The 19,714-nt window shown below is 61.9% G+C and carries 17 protein-coding genes; 4 read left to right on the forward strand and 13 right to left on the reverse strand.

What is annotated here, in order from left to right; translation table 11 throughout:
- The 3 genes from H0Z09_RS23325 to H0Z09_RS23335 all read right to left on the reverse strand — a co-directional run bounded on the left by H0Z09_RS23325 (position 1) and on the right by H0Z09_RS23335 (position 2,205).
- Positions 1-159, reverse strand: coding sequence for a YqaE/Pmp3 family membrane protein (locus H0Z09_RS23325; protein WP_003228885.1), 159 nt, complete (start codon positions 157-159; stop codon positions 1-3).
- Positions 160-254: 95 nt separating this feature from the next.
- Entirely contained in the window at positions 255-575 is a 321-nt protein-coding gene (locus tag H0Z09_RS23330; RefSeq protein ID WP_186693824.1) for a DNA-binding transcriptional regulator, read from the reverse strand.
- A 361-nt stretch (positions 576-936) separates the two neighbouring features.
- Positions 937-2,205, reverse strand: coding sequence for an aminotransferase class III-fold pyridoxal phosphate-dependent enzyme (locus H0Z09_RS23335; RefSeq protein ID WP_186693825.1), 1,269 nt, complete (start codon positions 2,203-2,205; stop codon positions 937-939).
- A 209-nt stretch (positions 2,206-2,414) separates the two neighbouring features.
- Between H0Z09_RS23335 and H0Z09_RS23340 the strand changes: the two genes are divergently transcribed.
- The gene (locus H0Z09_RS23340; protein WP_186693826.1) at positions 2,415-3,314 is read left to right on the forward strand and encodes a LysR family transcriptional regulator; all 900 of its coding nucleotides are present in this window, start codon (positions 2,415-2,417) and stop codon (positions 3,312-3,314) included.
- A 226-nt stretch (positions 3,315-3,540) separates the two neighbouring features.
- Here H0Z09_RS23340 and H0Z09_RS23345 read toward each other — a convergent pair whose 3' ends face one another.
- From H0Z09_RS23345 to bioB, 10 genes are all read right to left on the reverse strand, one after another.
- Positions 3,541-5,319, reverse strand: coding sequence for an acyl-CoA dehydrogenase C-terminal domain-containing protein (locus H0Z09_RS23345; protein ID WP_186693827.1), 1,779 nt, complete (start codon positions 5,317-5,319; stop codon positions 3,541-3,543).
- 155 nt (positions 5,320-5,474) lie between these two features.
- Positions 5,475-7,244 carry an acyl-CoA dehydrogenase C-terminal domain-containing protein gene (locus H0Z09_RS23350; RefSeq protein WP_186693828.1) on the reverse strand — a complete coding sequence of 590 codons (1,770 nt, stop codon included), beginning with the start codon at positions 7,242-7,244 and terminating at the stop codon, positions 5,475-5,477.
- A gap of 90 nt (positions 7,245-7,334) precedes the next feature.
- A complete protein-coding gene (locus H0Z09_RS23355; RefSeq protein ID WP_186693830.1) occupies positions 7,335-8,624 on the reverse strand; it encodes a GGDEF domain-containing protein in 1,290 nt (429 codons plus the stop codon).
- A 204-nt stretch (positions 8,625-8,828) separates the two neighbouring features.
- A complete protein-coding gene (locus tag H0Z09_RS23360; RefSeq protein ID WP_186693832.1) occupies positions 8,829-10,634 on the reverse strand; it encodes a phenylacyl-CoA dehydrogenase in 1,806 nt (601 codons plus the stop codon).
- 341 nt (positions 10,635-10,975) lie between these two features.
- Complete coding sequence (locus H0Z09_RS23365; protein WP_186693834.1) at positions 10,976-11,257, reverse strand: pyrroloquinoline quinone biosynthesis protein PqqE; 282 nt, start codon at positions 11,255-11,257, stop codon at positions 10,976-10,978.
- A 105-nt stretch (positions 11,258-11,362) separates the two neighbouring features.
- Positions 11,363-12,043 (reverse strand): dethiobiotin synthase, encoded by a 681-nt coding sequence (bioD, locus tag H0Z09_RS23370; protein ID WP_186693836.1) that lies wholly within the window; start codon positions 12,041-12,043, stop codon positions 11,363-11,365.
- A complete protein-coding gene (gene bioC / locus H0Z09_RS23375) occupies positions 12,040-12,852 on the reverse strand; it encodes a malonyl-ACP O-methyltransferase BioC (protein ID WP_186693838.1) in 813 nt (270 codons plus the stop codon). Before bioC ends, bioD begins: the two co-directional genes overlap by 4 nt.
- Positions 12,845-13,576: an alpha/beta fold hydrolase gene (locus H0Z09_RS23380; RefSeq protein WP_186693840.1), complete on the reverse strand. Its 732-nt coding sequence runs from the start codon at positions 13,574-13,576 to the stop codon at positions 12,845-12,847. The genes bioC and H0Z09_RS23380 overlap by 8 nt, the downstream gene beginning before the upstream one ends.
- Complete coding sequence (gene bioF / locus H0Z09_RS23385) at positions 13,569-14,738, reverse strand: 8-amino-7-oxononanoate synthase (RefSeq protein ID WP_186693842.1); 1,170 nt, start codon at positions 14,736-14,738, stop codon at positions 13,569-13,571. Before bioF ends, H0Z09_RS23380 begins: the two co-directional genes overlap by 8 nt.
- A 131-nt stretch (positions 14,739-14,869) precedes the next feature.
- On the reverse strand, positions 14,870-15,925 hold the full coding sequence (gene bioB, locus H0Z09_RS23390; RefSeq protein WP_186693844.1) for a biotin synthase BioB: 1,056 nt from the start codon (positions 15,923-15,925) through the stop codon (positions 14,870-14,872).
- A 92-nt stretch (positions 15,926-16,017) separates the two neighbouring features.
- Between bioB and H0Z09_RS23395 the strand changes: the two genes are divergently transcribed.
- From H0Z09_RS23395 to H0Z09_RS23405, 3 genes are all read left to right on the forward strand, one after another.
- Complete coding sequence (locus H0Z09_RS23395; protein WP_186693846.1) at positions 16,018-16,755, forward strand: ComF family protein; 738 nt, start codon at positions 16,018-16,020, stop codon at positions 16,753-16,755.
- A gap of 58 nt (positions 16,756-16,813) precedes the next feature.
- Complete coding sequence (locus H0Z09_RS23400) at positions 16,814-17,578, forward strand: TOBE domain-containing protein (protein ID WP_186693847.1); 765 nt, start codon at positions 16,814-16,816, stop codon at positions 17,576-17,578.
- A gap of 80 nt (positions 17,579-17,658) precedes the next feature.
- Complete coding sequence (locus H0Z09_RS23405; RefSeq protein WP_186693848.1) at positions 17,659-19,557, forward strand: PhoX family phosphatase; 1,899 nt, start codon at positions 17,659-17,661, stop codon at positions 19,555-19,557.
- The last annotated feature ends 157 nt before the right edge of the window (positions 19,558-19,714 follow it).

Below are 19,714 nucleotides of genomic sequence, written 5' to 3' on the forward strand. Positions count from 1 at the left end.
TCAGCGCTTGGCGATGATGTACACCGCGTGCACGATGCCTGGAATGTAGCCGCACAGGGTCAGCAGGATGTTCAGCCAGAACGCGCCGCCGAAGCCCACTTGCAGGAACACACCCAGTGGCGGCAGCAGAATGGCGATGATGATACGAATGAAATCCATGGGTCAGCTCCAGAAAAATCGGCTCGTGCGAGCCGTGTAGCTAATCGACCTTGAGCGTTCGTGAGGGTTCAGTGGGATCTGGCGTTGGGCCATCTTCAGGCCAGAATTTCCAACCCGTGTTTTTGTACGATGCTCAATAACTTGAGCGCCATGCCGCTAGGTTGTTTCTCGCCAGATTCCCATTTTTTTACCGTGGAAGCGCTGGTGTTCAGGTAACGGGCGAACACCGGTTGGCTCACATGGTTGTTTTCACGAAGCTGCTTGATTTGTTCGGCCGGAATTTGTTCCGGGACGGCAGATAAGCATGCCTCGTCATATTCACGAAGCGTGGTTTTGCTGATGGCGCCGATGGCATAAAGCGCTTTGGCGGAGTGGTGAATGGACTCAAACGCCGCACTTTTATATTTCTTGGTCATGATGTATCTCCACAAACTCTCTGATTTCCAGCATCCGCTGAATTGGCCAAACGCCTCCCTTAACTCCGAGTCACAGATCCAGGCCTTGCTGGCCGCTTCGGCAAACTTCCGCGTTTTGAACAACCTGAGTCTCATGGATATCCCTTCCCACAAACATACCACCCAGTGGTATAGATTAGAAGTAACGCGCGCAGCGCCCCGTCGGCAGTCCTTGCCGAGGCTCGTTAAAAAAACATTGTTTTCGCAAAGGCTCAATCAACCTTTTCAATCCAAAAATGACACAGACAAAAAAACGCCCCCAGCCGAAAAAATCAGGCTGGAGGCGCCGCGTAGGTCGCGAGACGGTTCGGTAAATCGGTGTTTAAACGGCGATGCCCTTGCGGCATTGCAGCTGCGCGGTGCGCACGCGCGCGAAGGCGCGGGCCAGGCGCAGGAGCATTTCATCGATGTTGCTTTTGCTTACCGTCAGGGCCGGCGTGAAGCGCAGGCAGTTCGGTTGCGGGGCGTTAATGATCAGGCCTTCATGCAAGGCCGCTTTTACGACAGCATCCGCAGAATAATCCGACAGCGTCAGCCCCCACATCAGGCCATGGCCGCGCAATTGGCCGTGGTCGTAGCGATAAGCCAGACGGGCGAGGCCCTCGCCAAGGTAGAAACCGGCGTCACGCACCTGCTCCAGAAAGCCGTGCTCCAACACCGTATCAAGCACGGCCACCCCGGCCGACGCCATCAGCGCATTGCCATGATGGGTGCCTTCCAACTCGCCCACTTCAAAGCAACAGGCTTTGCCGCGTGCCAGCAACGCCGCGAGGGGGACGCCGCCGCCCAGGCCTTTGCCGAGGGTGATGATGTCGGCACGTACGCCGTACTGTTGTTCGGCAAGCAGGCTGCCGCAGCGGCCGATCCCCGTTTGTACCTCGTCGAGGATCAGCAAGATCCCCAATTCCCGGCACAGCCGCTCGACGCCTTTCAGATAATGCTCCGTCGCAGGAACCACCCCGGCTTCGCTCTGGATCGGCTCGAGCATGATGGCGACGGTCTGCGCGTCGACGGCGGCATGCAGGGCTGCCAGGTCGTTGAACGGTACATGGCTGAAACCCGCCAACTGCGGTTCAAACCGGTTGGCCACAGCGCCCGCCGAGGCGGCCAATGCCGCAAAGCTGCGCCCGTGGCAACCGCCGCTCGCGCTGATGATGCGGTAGGCGCCGCCACGGTGCAGTTGGCCCCATTTGCGCGCCAGCTTGATCGCCGCTTCGCAGGCCTGCGCGCCACTGTTGAGCAGGTACGCCTGGTCGCTGCCGGTGCGATGGCACAGGCGGTCGACGAGGTTGAGCTGGCTGCGGTTATGCAGACCGTTGCCTGGGTTGATCAGCGCCTGGGCCTGGTCGGCCAACGCTTCGATCAGCACCTGCGGGCTGTGGCCAAGGCTGTTGGCGGCGCTGCACTGACTGAAGTCCAGGTAGGCGCGCTCGTCACCGTCCCACAGCCAAGAGCCCTGCCCACGAACGAAGACTTGAGGCGGACGGGCCACCGTGGGCATCAAGGATTCGCTGCAAAGACTGTCGCTTGGGGCATCCAGGATCAGATCGTCCAGGCTCGGTGCCGGGCGACGCCTAGTGAACAGGTTCACAAGTCACCGCCGTTGGCAACCGGACCTTGGTCGGTATGCGCCCTGTAAGTGGGGTGAAGATTGTTTGCCTTGCCTATGTAAACGCTTTCAACATGCACGCTGTTCATTGCCCGATCCGGCCCTGTAAGCCCTGCGAATAGGCGCTAGACTAGGCGTCCCAAGGGCCAGCGGCCATTTCGATTTTCCAGCTTTTTCGATAAGTAAGCCTTATGGATTTCAAGCAACTGCGTTATTTCGTCGCGGTGTACGAGGAAGGCCACGTCGGCCGTGCCGCGGAGCGTCTGTCGATCTCCCAGCCGGCCCTGTCCCAACAGATCCGCCAACTCGAACAGAACCTGGATGTGAGCCTGTTCGAGCGCAGCAGCAAGCGCCTGTTGCCGACGCTGGCGGCTCACACCTTGTATAACCACGCGCTGCCATTGATCGACGGGATGCAACAGGCCGTCGAAGCGTTGCGTAACTTCAAAGGCCAAGCGATGCGCACCCTGGCCATCGGCGTGCTGCAAACCGTGCACACCAGCCTGGTGCCGCAGATGCTCGAGCGCGTGCGCAAAGCCCAGCCGCACCTGGTGGTGCAGATCTACGAATTGACCGGGATTGAGATCGAGCGGCGCTTGCTCAACGGTTCGCTGGACATCGGTATCAGCTACCTGCCACCACGCCAGCCAGGGCTGCACGGCGTGTTGTTGTACGAAGATGAACTGAAGGTCGTCATCCCCGAGGACCATCCTCTGCGCGAATTCAAGAAAGTCTCGCTGAAACAGGCGGCAGAGCTGCCGATGCTGCTGTTGGGCGAAGAATTCCAGGTGCGGCAGATCTGGCAGGGCCAGTTGGCCAACCTTGGCCGTCGTCCGCAAGTGCAGGCGGAGCTCAACACCATGGTGGGGATTCTCGACAGCCTGCCTCACACGAAGCTGGCGACGGTGTTGCCGGGGCGCTCCCAGGACGAACACAACAGCCAGTCGCTGCTGTGGAAACCCTTGAGTGAACCAAGAGTGCCGCTGAAAGTGGGCTTGGTGTGCCGCGATGTGCAACGCCAGCAGGCGACGGTGGCGTTGCTGCGCACCTTGCTGGAAGACGTGATGAACGCCCCGCACGGGCCCGCCTGACTTTTTCGCGGGCAAAAGAAAACCCCGCCGAAGCGGGGCTTTGCAGACTGTTTCCCTGACATCCATTTCACTCCGCCTTCCTGGCAGAATCCTACGTGTCCGTGTTGTTGCTTTGCGCTTCCTGCGCGACGTCCATGTGAAGTAGATTATCCGTGGATCCAATCTGGCGATAGAGGACGAATAGCAGCACGTCATGTAAGAGAATGCTTACACGCCCTCCAACGCCTTAGAACAGGGCTTCATCCAGCAAAAACAAAGATTCGCTACCGGCTTTTACCGACGCACTCAGCGATTGGATGCGCGGCAACAGGCGCGCGAAGTAGAAGCGTGCGGTGCCCAGTTTGCTGGCGTAGAAGCCTTCTTCTGCTTCCTTGCCCAACGCCGCCTTGGCCATGCGCGCCCACATGTAGGCATAGGCCATGTAGCCAAAGGCGTGCAAGTACTCAACCGACGCCGCGCCGATTTCATTCGGGTTGGTCTTGGCGCGATCCAGTACCCAGGCGGTCAATTCGTCCAGGTTGTCCACTGCCGCACCCAGCGGTTGGGTGAATTCAGCCAGCTCGACACCCGCCGAAGCGATGAACGCGCGGATTTCGTCGGCGAACAAGGTGTAGAACGCACCGCCGCTGCCAACGATCTTGCGCCCCATGAGGTCCAGCGCCTGGATGCCATTGGTGCCTTCGTAGATCTGGGTAATGCGCACGTCGCGCACCAGTTGCTCCTGGCCCCATTCACGAATGTAGCCATGGCCGCCGAAGACTTGCTGGCCCAACACCGTGGTTTCCAGGCCCAGGTCGCTGAGGAACGCCTTGGCCACCGGGGTCAACAGCGCCACCAGGTTGTCCGCGCGCTCGCGCGCAACGGCATCGTCGCTGAACTTGGCGATGTCCAGTTGCGTCGCCACGTAGGTGGAGAACGCACGCCCCCCTTCATTCGCCGCCTTCATGGTCAGCAGCATGCGACGCACGTCCGGGTGCACGATGATCGGGTCGGCTACTTTGTCCTTGGCCTGGGCGCCGGTCGGCGAACGGCTTTGCAAGCGGTCGCGCGCGTATTCGATCGCGTTCTGGTAAGAACGCTCACCGGAAGCGAGGCCCTGGATGCCGACACCCAGGCGCTCGTAATTCATCATAGTGAACATTGCCGCCAGACCACGGTTCGCCTCGCCTACCAGGTAACCCACGGCTGCGTCGAAGTTCATCACACAGGTCGCCGATGCCTGGATCCCCATCTTGTGTTCGATGGACCCGCAGCTCACCGCGTTACGCGCGCCCAGGCTGCCGTCGGCGCTCACCATGAACTTGGGCACCAGGAACAGCGAGATGCCCTTGGGGCCCGCCGGTGCGTCCGGCAGCTTGGCCAGCACCAGGTGGATGATGTTGTCGGTAAGGTCGTGCTCGCCACCGGTGATAAAGATTTTGGTGCCGCTGACTTTGTAGGAACCGTCCGCCTGTGGCTCGGCCTTGGTGCGGATCATCCCCAGGTCCGTGCCGGCGTGGGCCTCGGTCAGGCACATGGAGCCGGCCCACTCGCCGGAGTACATCTTCGGCAGGTAGGCGGCCTTGAGTTCATCGCTGGCGTGGGTCGCGATCGACACACAGGCGCCGGAGGTCAACATCGGGTACAGGCCGAACGCCAGGCTCGACGAGTTGATCATCTCTTCGACCTGGGCCGACACCGCCTTGGGCATGCCCATGCCACCAAAGGCAGGATCGCCGCCCACCCCAACCCAGCCGCCTTCGGCGTAGGTCTTGTAGGCCTGTGGAAAACCGTCCGGGGTAAACACCGCGGTGTTGTCCCAGCGGCATCCTTGTTCATCGCCGCCGCGGCTGAGCGGGGCGATGGACTTGGCGGTGACTTTGCCGGCTTCTTCGAGGATCGCCTCTACGGTTTCGGCGTCAACGGTGTCTGCCAATGCCGGCAATTGGGCCCAGGTGTTGGCGACCTCAAAGACTTCGTTGAGGACGAAGCGCATATCACGCAGCGGCGCTTTGTAATCAGCCATGGCAAACCTCGTGAGAACGTGAAAAATGATTCGGTAGGATCGGTTTTACAGGCTCAGAGTGTACCCGAACAACTTTTCAGACACATAGGGTCCGTTCGTGACCAGCAAGTATTTATAAGTCACACATACACTTGGGGATTTGTAGAAACCGGTCTCTACAGGCCAAACAACTCTGCAGGCAGACTCATCAGGCATTCGCTGCCCGCTTCCACCGCCGCGCGGTGGGTGGCGGTACGCGGCAGCAGGCGCTTGAAGTAGAAATCGCAGGTCGCCAGCTTGGCCTTGGCGAAGTCGGCGTCGGGTTGCTCAAGGGCCGCCAGCGCCATGCGCAGCCACAAATAAGCGAGCACCACGTAGCCGCTGTACATCAAGTAATCCACAGCGGCGGCGCCGACTTCATCGGGGTTTTTCATCGCCGCCATGCCCACGCGGGTGGTCAGCTCGCCCCATTCGCGGTTCAGTTGATCGAGCTGCGCCACATGAGCCTTGAATTGCGGGTGCTCGGCATTCGCGGCACAGAATTTGTGTACGATTTTCGTAAAACCACGCAGCAGCTTGCCCTGGCTGCCCAGCACCTTGCGCCCCAGCAGGTCGAGGGCCTGGATGCCGTTGGTGCCCTCATAGATCGGCGCAATCCGCGCATCGCGGGCCAGTTGTTCCATGCCCCATTCGCGGATGTAACCGTGGCCGCCAAACACCTGCATGCCATGGTTGGTCACCTCCAGCCCGGTGTCGGTCATGAAGGCTTTGCAGATCGGCGTCAGGAACGCCAGCAAGTCTTCGGCGTCCTGGCGTTGGCCGGCGTCGCTGCTCAGGTGCGCCGTGTCGAGCAATTGCGCGGTGAAGTAGGCGAGCGCGCGGTTGCCTTCGTTGAAGGCTTTCATGGTCAGCAGCATGCGCCGTACGTCGGCGTGCACGATGATCGGGTCGGCGGCTTTCTCCGGGGCCTTGGCGCCGGTCAAAGAGCGCATTTGCAGACGGTCGTTGGCGTATTTGATCGCCCCCTGGAAACTTGCCTCGCCGTTACACAGGCCCTGCATGCCAGTGCCCAGGCGCGCGTGGTTCATCATGGTGAACATGCAGTTGAGGCCTTTGTTCGCCTCGCCAATCAGAAAGCCCCTGGCGCCGTCGAAATTCAGCACGCAGGTGGCCGAGCCCTTGATGCCCATCTTGTGTTCGATGGAACCACAGTGCACCGCGTTGCGCGCGCCGGAGTCCGCATGGAACTTGGGCACGATGAATAATGAGATGCCCTTGGTGCCCGCCGGTGCATCCGGCAGTTTGGCCAGCACCAGGTGGATGATATTGGCACTCATGTCGTGCTCGCCGGCCGAGATGAAGATCTTGCTGCCGGTGACGGCATAGCTGCCGTCCGCCTGAGGCACGGCGCGGGTCTTGATCAGGCCCAGGTCGGTGCCGCAATGGGCTTCGGTGAGGCACATGGTGCCGGTCCATTCGCCGGCGGTGAGTTTGCCCAGGTAGGTGTCTTTCTGCTCGGCGGTGCCATGGGCGTGGATCGCCGACATCGCGCCGTGGGTCAGCCCTGGGTACATGCCCCAGGAGGTGTTGCTGGAGCCGATCATTTCGCTGAGCACCAGGCCCAGTGACTGCGGCAGACCCTGGCCACCGTAGGCGGGGTCCGCCGCTACGCCATGCCAACCGCCTTCGACGTATTGGGCGAACGCCTGCTTGAACCCCTTGGGCGTGGTCACCACGCCATTGTCGAAATGGCAGCCTTCTTCATCACCGCTGCGGTTGAGCGGCGCGAGCACGTTCTCGCAGAATTTCGCGCCTTCTTCGAGGATCGCGCTGACCATGTCCGGGCTGGCGTCGGTTGCGCCCAATGCAGCGTAGTGGCCGTGGAAATCAAACACGTTGTCGATCAGAAAGCGCATGTCGCGAAGGGGAGCTTTGTACTCAGGCATGGCAATGTCTCCGTCAGCAGATGGGGTAAACCTACTGCTGGCAACGAGCCCGAACAATCACTGTAGCGCTGCTGAATACAGCGCCATTACTCAACCGGCAGCGCTTTGCATGCGCACCGCGCCACGGCGGGTCTGACCGGCTGCAACCACACAGTTACGCCCGGCGCCCTTGGCGGCGTACAGCGCCTGGTCGGCGGATTTGAGCACTTCCTCGGGCGTGCGCTGCTCGGCCTGGCGCTCGGCCACGCCGATACTGATGGTCACCGAGACACTGGAAGCGCCGCTGCCCGAGCGACGCTGACGGCCCTGATGATCGTCTTGGGGCCGGTCCATGTTGCGCAATTTGATGTCGTAATCGGCGATGATCTCGCGGATCTCCTCCAGGTGCGGCATGCATTCTTCCACCGTCTTGCCGGCGAACACCACGGCGAACTCTTCACCGCCGTAGCGATATGCTCGCCCACCGCCGTTGACCTTGGACAACTTGCTCGCCACCAGGCGCAACACCTGGTCGCCTACATCGTGGCCGTGGGTGTCGTTGAAGCGCTTGAAGTGGTCGACGTCGCTCATCGCCAGCACATAGTTGCGCCCCAGCCGCTGCATGCGCTCATTCAATGCGCGACGTCCCGGCAAGCCGGTCAGTTCATCGCGGAACGCCATCTGATAAGCCTCGTGGGCCACACCGGCGGCAATCATCAGCATGACCTGGCTGCACATGATGTTCAGGGTGAACGGCAGGATGAATGTCTGCGGCAACATCCAGAACATACCCAGCAAACCCACCAGTTGCGCCGCGTGCAGCGGGCGCGGCTGGTACCAGTACTGCGCGGCCAGGGTCAGGAAACCAATCAGGAACATCGGGTACGACAACTGGATCAGGCTCATCCAGGCGCCATGCAGCATCGGCCAGCGAATCTCCGCCAGCCAATTCAGCACGCCCTGGGGATAACTTTGTTCCAGCGCCAGCGCGACGCTGCCGATTGCCAGCAACACCGCGCCACGGGCGACGAAGTCACGAAACAGGTGGGTTTTCTCCTGCCACAGCGCGTAAATGCTGAACAGCAACGGCAGCAGCAGACAGCACAGATGGAACACCACCGCCGCGTCTTCGCGCACGCGGCCGTGGTCGCGGTAGAAATCGGTCTGGGTATCGAGCAGGTAGTAGGCGATATACACCGTGATCATCAGGAACAGCTCACGCTGACGACGGTACACCGCGCAGTACGAACCGCCGAGCAACAGCACCAGGGTCGGCAGCACATTGAACAGAGAGGTGAAGAAGACGTTGAGGTCCTTGACGTAGGCAGCCGAAAGCCCGGCCAGCAAGAGCAGCAACGAAGGGAGAAAATGACTGAACCGTACAGCGGACACGCGCGACAAGGGTAAAACTCCGACCCGCAAACAAATGATGGCACTATGACTTTACCCTGACAGTTAAGCACAACCTGACGAGCATGTATCACATTGCCATCACTGTAACGGCAGCCGCCTGCAATCCCTGAGCGCCGTAGTGCGGTTTTTTACCGCGCATAAAAAACCGCCGCGCCCCAAGGGACGCGGCGGTTTTCACGTGACGCGTAAGGCTTAGTAAGCCAGGCCGAAGTCTTCTTCTTTCATGTCCATCAGGTTACCTGCGCCCGAGAGCATGGTCGCGACGTGCGTGCGGGTACGCGGCAGGATGCGCTGGAAGTAGAAGCGCGCGGTTTGCAGCTTGGCGGTGTAGAACGCCTCTTCGCTGGTGCCGGCCGCCAGTTTCTCGGCCGCCAGGCGCGCCATGTCGGCCCAGAAGTAAGCCAGGCACGCGTAACCGGAGTACATCAGATAATCCACCGAAGCGGCACCGACTTCTTCACGGTCTTTCATCGCGGCCATGCCGACCTTCATGGTCAACTCACCCCACTCTTTGTTCAGTGCAGCCAGCGGTGTGACGAATTCCTGGACCGCCTCGACGCCTTCGTTGGCCTGGCAGAACTTGTGCACGATCTTGGTAAAGCCCTTGAGCGCTTCGCCTTGGGTCATCAGCACTTTACGGCCCAGCAGGTCCAGGGCCTGGATGCCGGTGGTGCCTTCGTACAGCATCGAAATGCGGCTGTCGCGAACGTTCTGCTCCATGCCCCACTCGGCGATGAAACCGTGGCCGCCGTAGATCTGCACACCGTGGTTGGCCGATTCAAAACCGACTTCGGTCATGAACGCCTTGGCGATCGGGGTCATGAAGGCCAGCAGGCCGTCGGCCTGTTTCTTGGCTTCGTCGTCGGTGCCGTACTTGACGATGTCCACTTGCTTGGCGGTGAAGTACACCATCGCACGGTTGCCTTCGGCGAAGGCTTTCATGGTCAGCAGCATGCGGCGCACGTCAGGGTGCACGATGATCGGGTCGGCGGCCTTCTCCGGCGCTTTCGGGCCAGTCAGGGAGCGCATCTGCAGGCGGTCGCGCGCATACTTCAGGCCGCCCTGGAAGCCGATCTCGGCGTGGGCCAGGCCTTGCAGCGCGGTGCCCAGGCGAGCGGTGTTCATAAAGGTGAACATGCAGTTCAGGCCTTTGTTCGCCGGGCCGATCAGGAAACCGGTGGCCGCGTCGAAGTTCATCACGCACGTAGCGTTGCCGTGGATGCCCATCTTGTGTTCCAACGAGCCGCAGGTCACCGCGTTGCGCGCGCCGATCGAGCCATCGGCGTTCGGCAGGAACTTGGGCACGATAAACAGCGAAATGCCTTTGGTGCCTGCCGGTGCATCCGGCAGGCGGGCCAGGACGATGTGGACGATGTTATCGGCCATGTCGTGCTCACCGGCCGAGATGAAGATCTTGGTGCCGGAGACTGTGTAGGAACCATCAGCCTGAGGCTCGGCCTTGGTGCGCAGCATGCCCAGGTCGGTGCCGCAGTGCGGCTCGGTCAGGCACATGGTGCCGGTCCACTCGCCCGACACCAGTTTGGTCAGGTAGGCGTCTTGCTGCTCGGGCGTGCCGTGCTCGGAGATGGTATTCATCGCACCGTGCGACAGGCCTGGGTACATGCCCCACGACCAGTTGGCTTCGCCGACCATTTCGCTCACCGCCAGACCCAGGGACTCCGGCAGGCCTTGGCCACCGTGCTCCACGTCGTGGGCCAGGCTTGGCCAGCCGCCTTCGACGAACTGTTTGTAGGCTTCCTTGAAACCTGTAGGGGTCTTAACGCCTGACTCGCTCCAGGTGCACCCTTCGATGTCGCCCACGCGGTTCAGCGGTGCCAGTACCTGCTCACAGAACTTGGCGCCCTCTTCAAGGATGGCGTCAACCATGTCCGGCGTAGCGTCCTGGCAAGCCGGCAGGCTCTGATAGTGCGCTTCATAGCCAAGCAGTTCGTCACGAACGAAGCGAATATCACGCAAGGGGGCCTTGTAGTCAGGCATAGCGATAAACCTCTGCTGATGTATCTGGGATGGACAACCGCGTGGATGTGTGGAGGCGGTCAAACAGGTGTTTGAAACATACGTTTACGTCCTGGGGATGTCAAGCGTCGTTCGGGTGCCGTTTGTCCTGATGTGGGTCAACATCAGACACGGCAAGGCCTGCGGCAAGACGCCACGTCATTTGGCAAGTGTAGAGGTGCGGGGAGGCGAAGCGAGTCAAATGTGGGGGCTGGCTTGCCTGCGATGCGAGCGCTGCGGTTTATCAGGCATAGCGAGGTGATTCGATCGCAGGCAAGCCAGTTCCCACAGAAAGCAGAGCCGGCATGCGTGGGGAAGAGGGACTAAGCGTAGGTATCGATGAAAGTGCCGAGCATTTCATCCGCAGCCTTGGCCACTTTGACGCCCAGCGCCACCTCAAACTTTCCTTCGGCCAGCTCCACCATATTGCTCGCGGAATTGGTCGGCTGGCCGCGATTGACCGCCTGCAAGCGATCGTTCTGGGCGTCCGAGGGTTGGCTGGTGGCGGCACTGGCGATCTTGCCGGCGGCCTGGTCGACACGGCTCTGCCCGGACGCAATGGTATTCAGGCCTGAGTAAAACGCGCTGCTGCCAGAGATATCCATGGCTTGAACCTGCTTTCAGAGAATCGTGAACGATGATTGAAACAGAGATAGTGGCAAAACGCCCGACAAAAACACTAATGGCACAATGCCTGGCAATAGCCAAAATCAGTCAAGCAAATCCAACTGCAGGTAGTGCGCCACGGCCTCAGCCCCGGCGTGCTTGAGTCTTGGTACCCGCCCCAGACAGGGCGCAGGCAACCGTTCGGCCAGGGTGGCGAGGTTTTCTTCCAGACGGGAGGTCTTGGGGTCGATGATATTGGCCACCCACCCCGCCAGCTGTAAACCATCCCGCGCGATGGCTTCGGCGGTGAGCAAGGCATGGCTGATGCAACCCAGGCGCACACCTACCACCAGGATCACCGGCAGTTTCAGCGCCATGGCCAAGTCTGACAAATTCGCTTGATCGGCCAGTGGCACACGCCAACCGCCTGCGCCTTCGATCAAGGTGAAATCCGCGTTCAAGGCCAGGATCTGCTGCATGGGTTTCAACAGGGATTGCACGGTGAGCGAAACACCCGCCTCCCGCGCCGCCAGATGCGGTGCGATGGCCGGTTCGAACGCCACCGGGTTCACATCAGCGTAGCTCAGGGGCAACGTACATTCGGCCAATAACGCCAGCGCATCGGCGTTGCGCAAGCCTTTGGGCGTGACCTCGCAACCGGAAGCGACGGGCTTGCCGGCGGCGGTGCTGCGGCCGGCGTGCCGCGCCGCGTGCAGCAAGCCGGCGGCGATGGTGGTCTTGCCGACATCGGTGTCGGTACCGGTGATGAAATAAGCGGCGCTCATAGAGGTTTCTCCAGTACGGCATACACCACTTGGTAAGTCGCCGGCAGGCCCTGGGCCTGGCGGAACTGCTCATACGCTTGCACCAGCGCCGCGATCCGCGCACGCCCCGTCAAGCCGCCCGGCCGGCCGGGGTTGAGGTTATGCGCGCCCAATGCCTTCAATTCATGGGTCAGGCTGCGCACATCGGGGTAATGCAATACATGCGCGCGGCGTTCCAGGCTCACCACCCGCAGGCCGCTGGCCGCGCACAGTTGTTGGTACGCCTCGAAGGTGCGAAAGCGATTGACGTGGACCAGGCCATCCGCGGCGCGCCAGCTTTCACGCAGCTCGTGCAAGGTACCCACGCACAGGCTGGCGAAGGCCAGCACACCGCCCGGCTGCAACACGCGATGGGCCTCGCTGAGCACCGCCTCGAAGTTCGCGCACCATTGCACCGCAAGGCTGGAGAACAGCAGCTGCAAGCTTTCAGCCTTAAGCGGCAAGCGCTCTGCGTCACCTGCGATGAAGTGCTCGGCGCCACCCAACGGTCGTGCGTGACTGAGCATGCCTTCGGCGATATCCAGTGCGATGCCTTGGCTGTCGGAAAAGCGTTCGGCCAGCACGCGGCTGAAATACCCGGTGCCGCAGCCCATATCCAGCCAGCGTTGCGGCGCGAGACCCGCCGGCAAGCGCGCCAGTAACTGGTTGCCCACCGCCCGCTGCAACTCGGCGACGCTGTCGTAACTGGCGGCGGCACGGGAAAAGGACGCCGCCACCTGGCGCTTGTCCGGCAAGGCACCCGGCAGCGGGGCCTGGGATAAATCAGTCATCGACGCACTCATGCAAAAAAGCCTGGATGGCCCCCGCGACACCGTGGGGGTCTTCCAGAAGAAAAGCGTGGCCGGCCTGTTCAATCAGGCCGATTTCAACATCGGGGAGCAGCGCCAGCAATGCACCGGCGGCTTCGGCGGGCACCAGTTCGTCCAGGCCTGCAAACAGATGCAATTGCGGACCGCGATACGCCAGCAGGGCGTCGCGCGTGTCGAGCTGGGCGAGCAGTTCAAGGCCGGGCATCAGTACACTTGAAGGCGTATTCGGGGCGCCGCTGACCAGCAGGCGCGACAACCCGCGCGGGTCTTTGGCGCCCTTGGCACACAACAGGCCGAAGCGCTTGAGGGTGACCTGGGAGTCGGCATGGCATCCGGCGAGAAACGCATCGAAGGTGTCGGCGGGCATCGCATTCGACCAGCCATCATGGGCGACAAAACACGGGTTGCTCGCCAGGGTCAGCAGGCCGCAGCAACGTTCGCCACGCCGTGCCGCCAGCTCCGAGGCCAGCATGCCGCCCAGGGACCAGCCGCCCAGCCAGGCGTTGTCCGGCAGCGTGGCGTCGAGCTCGTCGAGCCATTCATCAAGGTCGCTGGAGTCCAGCGCGGGCAACGGTTCGATCTGCACCTGCAGGTGCTCGTCCAACCCCTGCAGTGCGGCGGCCAACGGCTCCAATGGCGAAACACCCAGGCCCCAGCCGGGCAGCAATACCAGTCGATCACGCATGGGCAGGCTCCAGGCGGAAACAGTCTTCCAATGCGCTTAACAATAGCTGTACCTGCGCCGCGCTGTGGGCCGCCGTCAATGTCACGCGTAGACGCGCGCTGCCGGCCGGGACCGTGGGCGGGCGGATCGCAGTCACCATCAGGCCGCGCTCGCGCAGCCTCCGGGACAGGCGTATGGCCCTGGCACTGTCGCCGATCAGGATCGGCTGGATCGGCGTGAAGCTGTCCATCAACTCCAGGCCCAACTGCTCGGCGCCTTGGCGAAATTGACGGATCAGCGTGTTCAAGTGTTCGCGCCGCCAATGCTCGCTGCGCAACAGTTCCAGGCTTTTCAGGGTGGCGCAGGCCAGTGCCGGCGGTTGGCTGGTGGTGTAGATATACGGCCGCGCGAACTGGATCAGGCTTTCGATCAGCTCTTCACTGCCCGCCACAAAGGCCCCGGCCGTACCAAACGCTTTGCCGAGGGTGCCGACCAGTACCGGCACGTCCGCCTGGCTCAGGCCAAAATGCTCGACGATGCCGCCACCATTGGCGCCCAGGGGCCCGAAACCGTGGGCGTCATCCACCATCAACCAGGCGCCTTTGGTCTTGGTCTCACGGGCCAGCGCGGGCAAGTCGGCCAAATCTCCGTCCATGCTGAACACGCCGTCGGTGACCACCAGCGTATTGCCGGTGGCCTTTTCAAGGCGCTTGGCGAGGCTTTCGGCGTCGTTATGCAGGTAGCGATTGAAGCGCGCGCCGGACAGCAAGCCCGCATCCAGCAGCGAGGCATGGTTAAGACGGTCTTGCAGCACGGTGTCGCCCTGCCCCACCAGCGCCGTGACCGCGCCAAGGTTGGCCATGTAGCCAGTGGTAAACAGCAGCGCGCGCGGGCGACCGGTCAAGTCAGCCAGGGCTTCTTCCAGTTCATGATGCGGCGTGGCATGCCCGACCACCAGGTGCGAAGCACCACCGCCGACGCCCCAACGGGACGCACCGGCGCGCCAGGCTTCGATCACCTGCGGGTGATTGGCCAGGCCCAGGTAATCGTTGTTGCAGAACGCCAGCAACGGCTGGCCGTCGACCACCACTTGCGGGCCTTGGGGGCTTTGCAGCAGTGGGCGTTGGCGATAAAGGTGTTCGGCACGGCGGGCAGCGAGGCGCACGGCGAGATCGAAAGACATGCTGGCCTCGGTTTACGGTCAAAAATGTGGGAGCTGCCTTGCCTGCCATGACGACGGCACATTCAACAGCAATGTGCCTGACAGACCGCTATCGCAGGCAAGCCAGCTCCCACATTTGGATTGCATTTCAATCAAACGGCGGCGTTGTAGAACTGTTCGCTGCTTTTCTGCTCAACCAACGCCTGCTCGATCGCCGCCTGATGCACTTCATCGGCGTGCTCTTCCCGCGCTTCCGGCAGGATCCCCAGGCGCGCGAACAATTGCATGTCCTTGTCGGCCTGCGGATTGGCGGTGGTCAGCAACTTGTCGCCGTAGAAGATCGAGTTGGCACCAGCAAAAAACGCCAGGGCCTGCATCTGCTCGTTCATCGCCTCACGGCCGGCCGACAGGCGCACGTGGGACTGCGGCATCAGGATGCGCGCCACGGCGAGCATGCGAATGAAGTCGAACGGGTCGATGTCCTCGGCGTTTTCCAGCGGCGTACCGGCGACCTTCACCAGCATGTTGATCGGCACCGATTCCGGATGCTCGGGCAGGTTGGCCAGCTGGATCAACAAATTGGCGCGATCATCGAGGGACTCGCCCATGCCGAGGATGCCGCCGGAACAGATCTTCATCCCGGAATCACGCACATAGGCCAGGGTTTGCAGGCGTTCGCCGTAGGTGCGGGTAGTGATGATCGAGCCGTAGAACTCCGGCGAGGTATCAAGGTTGTGGTTGTAGTAGTCGAGGCCGGCCTGGGCCAGGGCTTCGGTCTGGTCCTGATCGAGACGGCCGAGGGTCATGCAGGTTTCCAGGCCCATGGCCTTCACGCCTTTGACCATTTCCAGCACGTAGGGCATGTCTTTGGCCGACGGGTGTTTCCAGGCGGCGCCCATGCAGAAGCGGGTCGAGCCGATGGCCTTGGCGCGGGCGGCCTCTTCGAGGACCTTCTGCACCTCCATCAGCTTTTCTTTTTCCAGGCCGGTGTTGTAGTGGCCCGACTGCGGACAATATTTGCAATCTTCCGGGCAGGCGCCGGTTTTGATCGAGAGCAGCGTCGACACTTGCACACGATTAGCGTCGAAATGCGCGCGGTGCACGGTCTGCGCCTGGAACAACAGGTCGTTGAACGGCTGCACGAACAGCGCTTTGACTTCTGCAAGAGACCAATCGTGACGCAACGTGGCGGTGGTGCTGGCGCTCATGGGCGATTCCTTGATTATGCTTGGGCAAGCGCTGTGGGCAGGGCAATACCCACAGGCACGACACGGATGCTCGGCATATTTAAGGAAGATTCATGCACTGTCAACCCAACTACAAACACCAGGTTTACATATGGTTAAAAAACATACAGACCTGTTTAATCTGCGATGAAACGACAGAGTCCGCTCATTGTGTGTGCAACGTCTGCGAAACGGAGCTGCCGTGGTTGCTGGAGCACTGCGACATGTGCGCCCTGCCCTTGCCCATGGAGGGTTTGATCTGCGGCCAATGTCAGAAACAACCGCCTGCCTTTAAACAGGCGGTCGCGCCTTGGACCTACAGCTTCCCTGTCGACAGCCTGATCAGTCGCTTCAAACACCAGGCCCGCTGGCCCCTCGGGCAGATGCTTGCGCGGCTGTTGGCGCACCACCTGCAACACCGCTTCGACAACACCGAGCTCCCGCGGCCCGATTGTCTGCTGCCGGTGCCTATGGCCCGCAAACGCCTGCGCGAACGCGGCTATAACCAAGCCGCGATGCTGGCGCGCTGGCTCAGCAGCGACCTGAACATCGCCTGCGATGAGCACCTGTTGTTACGCCCCCAGGAAACCGTCGCCCAGCAAGCCCTCGATGCCAAGACCCGCAAGCGCAACCTGCTCGGCGCCTTCGCCCTGGCGCCAGACGCCCAGGTGCGGGGGCGTCACTTCGCCCTGGTCGACGACGTACTCACCACGGGCGCCACCGCCCACAGCCTGGCGCGATTGTTGACCGATGGCGGCGCGCGACGGGTCGATGTGTACTGCCTGGCCCGCACGCCCAAACCGGGCCACTGACTTGACGCCAGCCCCGCTTGCCCGCAACGTTCGGCTCATCCCATCCAAGCGTATCCACATGTCTCTGCCCACCCCGCTCAGCCAACACATCATCCGCCGCCCCCAGCGCATTGCCTTGCTGGGGCACATCGCCGAGCAGGGCTCCATCACACGCGCCGCGAAAAGCGCAGGCTTGAGCTACAAGGCGGCCTGGGACGCCATCGACGAGCTGAACAATCTGGCGCAAAAGCCCCTGGTGCAACGCAGCGTCGGTGGCAAGGGCGGCGGCGGCGCCAAGCTGACGGCCGAGGGTGAGCGGGTGTTGCGTCTTTACCAGCGCCTGCAAGTGCTGCAGGCGCAGGTGCTGGGTTCCGACGAAGCGGCCAGCGATTTCAACCTGCTGGGCCGCTTGATGCTGCGTACCAGCGCGCGCAATCAGTTGCACGGCCAGGTCATCGCCATCGAGCAGCAAGGCCGCAACGATCTGGTCCGCCTGCAACTGGCGGGCGGGCTGACCCTGGATGCGCAGATTACCCACGACAGCACACAGCGGCTGGAGCTGGAAACCGGCGTGGAAGTGGTCGCGCTGATTAAGGCCGGCTGGCTGGAACTGCTGGCCGCCGGGGACTCCGTAACAACTGGACACAATTGCATGAGCGGCACCGTCGACGCCATTCTCGACGCCGACGACGGCCCCAGCGAAGTCCGCATCGCCCTGCCCAACGGCCAGGTTTTATGCGCCCTGGCGCAGCCCGACGCGCTCAAGGCTATCAGCGCCGCTGAAGGCCAGGCGATCCAGGTGCAATTCGCGCCGAGCAATGTGCTGCTGGGAACACCGGTGTAAGCAGCCAGCTTCTTTTAACTGCAACAATTTCGTCACGCCCGCTCCTTAAGGTATCTGCAAAAACCGTCAAGGAGCCTGAGATGAGCCTATTAGAAGAAAACCAAGCCACCGACCTCGAACAGATGGTCGGCCTCACCCGCCGCCGCTTCATCGGTGCCGGTGCCTTGTGCGGTGCCGCGATGTTCCTGGGCGGCAACCTGTTGACCCGCAGCGCCCTGGCCGTCAATGCCGCCACTGCCAGCCCGCTGCTGGGCTTTACCAGCATCGCCGCCGCCACCAGCGACACCATCAGCCTGCCTCCGGGCTACAGCGCGTCGGTGCTGATCAGTTGGGGCCAACCGCTGAGCAAGAGCGCGCCAGCCTTCGACCCGTCCGGCAACGGCACGGCGCAGGCCCAGGAACAGCAGTTCGGCGACAACAACGACGGCATGAGCCTGTTCCCCTTCCCCGGCGACGATAACCGCGCGCTGATGGCGATCAACAACGAATACACCAACTACCGCTATCTCTACGCCCACGGCGGCGCGCCGCAATCGGCCGAAGACGTGCGCAAGGCCCTGGCCAGCGAAGGCGTGTCCGTGATCGAAGTGCGGCGCCAGGGTGACACTTGGCAATTCGTCCAGGACTCGCGCTACAACCGGCGCATTCACGGCAATTCGCCGATTCGCCTCAGCGGCCCCGCTGCCGGCCATGAATGGCTGAAAACCAGCGCCGACAAATCCGGCAAGAAAGTCCTGGGCACCTTCCAGAACTGCGCCAACGGTAAAACGCCGTGGGGCACTTATCTGACGTGCGAAGAGAACTTCACCGACTGCTTCGGCAGCAGCAACCCACAACAGACCTTCGATGCCGGGCAGAAACGCTACGGCGCGGTCGCCGCCAGCAAAGACATCAACTGGCATCAGCACGACCCGCGTTTCGACCTGGCCAAGAACCCCAACGAACTCAATCGCCACGGCTGGGTGGTGGAGATCGATCCGTTCGACCCGCAGTCCACCCCGGCCAAGCGCACCGCCCTGGGCCGCTTCAAGCACGAAAACGCCGCCCTGGCCGAGACCCGCGATGGGCGCGCCGTGGTGTACATGGGCGATGATGAGCGCGGCGAGTTCATCTACAAGTTCGTCAGCCGCGACAAGATCAACCACAAGAACCCCAAGGCCAACAAAGACCTGCTCGACCACGGCACCTTATACGTGGCGATCTTCGACGCGGGCGACGGCAATGCCGACCATCCCAAGGGCAAGGGCCAATGGGTCGAGTTGACCTTTGGCAAAAACGGCATCGACGCCAGCACCGGGTTCAACAGCCAGGCCGAAGTGCTGATCCACGCGCGCCTGGCCGCCAGCGTGGTGAAAGCCACACGCATGGACCGCCCGGAATGGATCGTGGTCAGCCCCACCGATGGCCAGGTCTATTGCACCCTCACCAACAATGCCAAGCGCGGTGAAGACGGCCAGCCCGTCGGTGGCCCCAACCCCCGTGAGAAAAACGTCTACGGCCAGATCCTGCGCTGGAAGGCCGACGCCGATAACCACGGCGCCATGTCGTTCACCTGGGACCTGTTCGTGGTGGCCGGCAACCCTGGCGTGCACGCCGGAACGCCCAAGGGCGGTTCGTCGAACATCAACCCGCAGAACATGTTCAACAGCCCCGACGGCCTGGGTTTCGACAAGGCCGGGCGGTTGTGGATCCTTACCGACGGCGACTACAGCAACGCGGGCGATTTCGCAGGGATGGGCAATAACCAGATGCTCTGCGCCGACCCGAGCACCGGGGAAATCCGCCGCTTCATGGTCGGGCCGGTGGCCTGTGAAGTGACGGGCATCAGCTTTTCGCCGGACCAGAAGACGTTGTTCGTGGGCATTCAGCATCCGGGCGAAACCGGCGGTTCGACCTGGCCGGAGCATTTGCCCAATGGCAAGCCGCGCTCGTCGGTGATGGCGATTCGGCGGGATGATGGCGGTATCGTCGGCGCCTGATAAACCGCTTTCGCGAGCAAGCCCGCTCCCACAGTTGACCGCGCATATCCTGTAGGAATGCGATCGAATGTGGGAGCAACTGTCTTGAAGGCTTTTAATTTGAATGTTATTGAAAGGCAGCAAGCATCCTACGGCCGCGTACCGTAAACGATCACTG

Origin of the sequence: Pseudomonas sp. SWRI18, assembly GCF_014268345.1 — a bacterium.
Classification (GTDB): domain Bacteria; phylum Pseudomonadota; class Gammaproteobacteria; order Pseudomonadales; family Pseudomonadaceae; genus Aquipseudomonas; species Aquipseudomonas cedrina.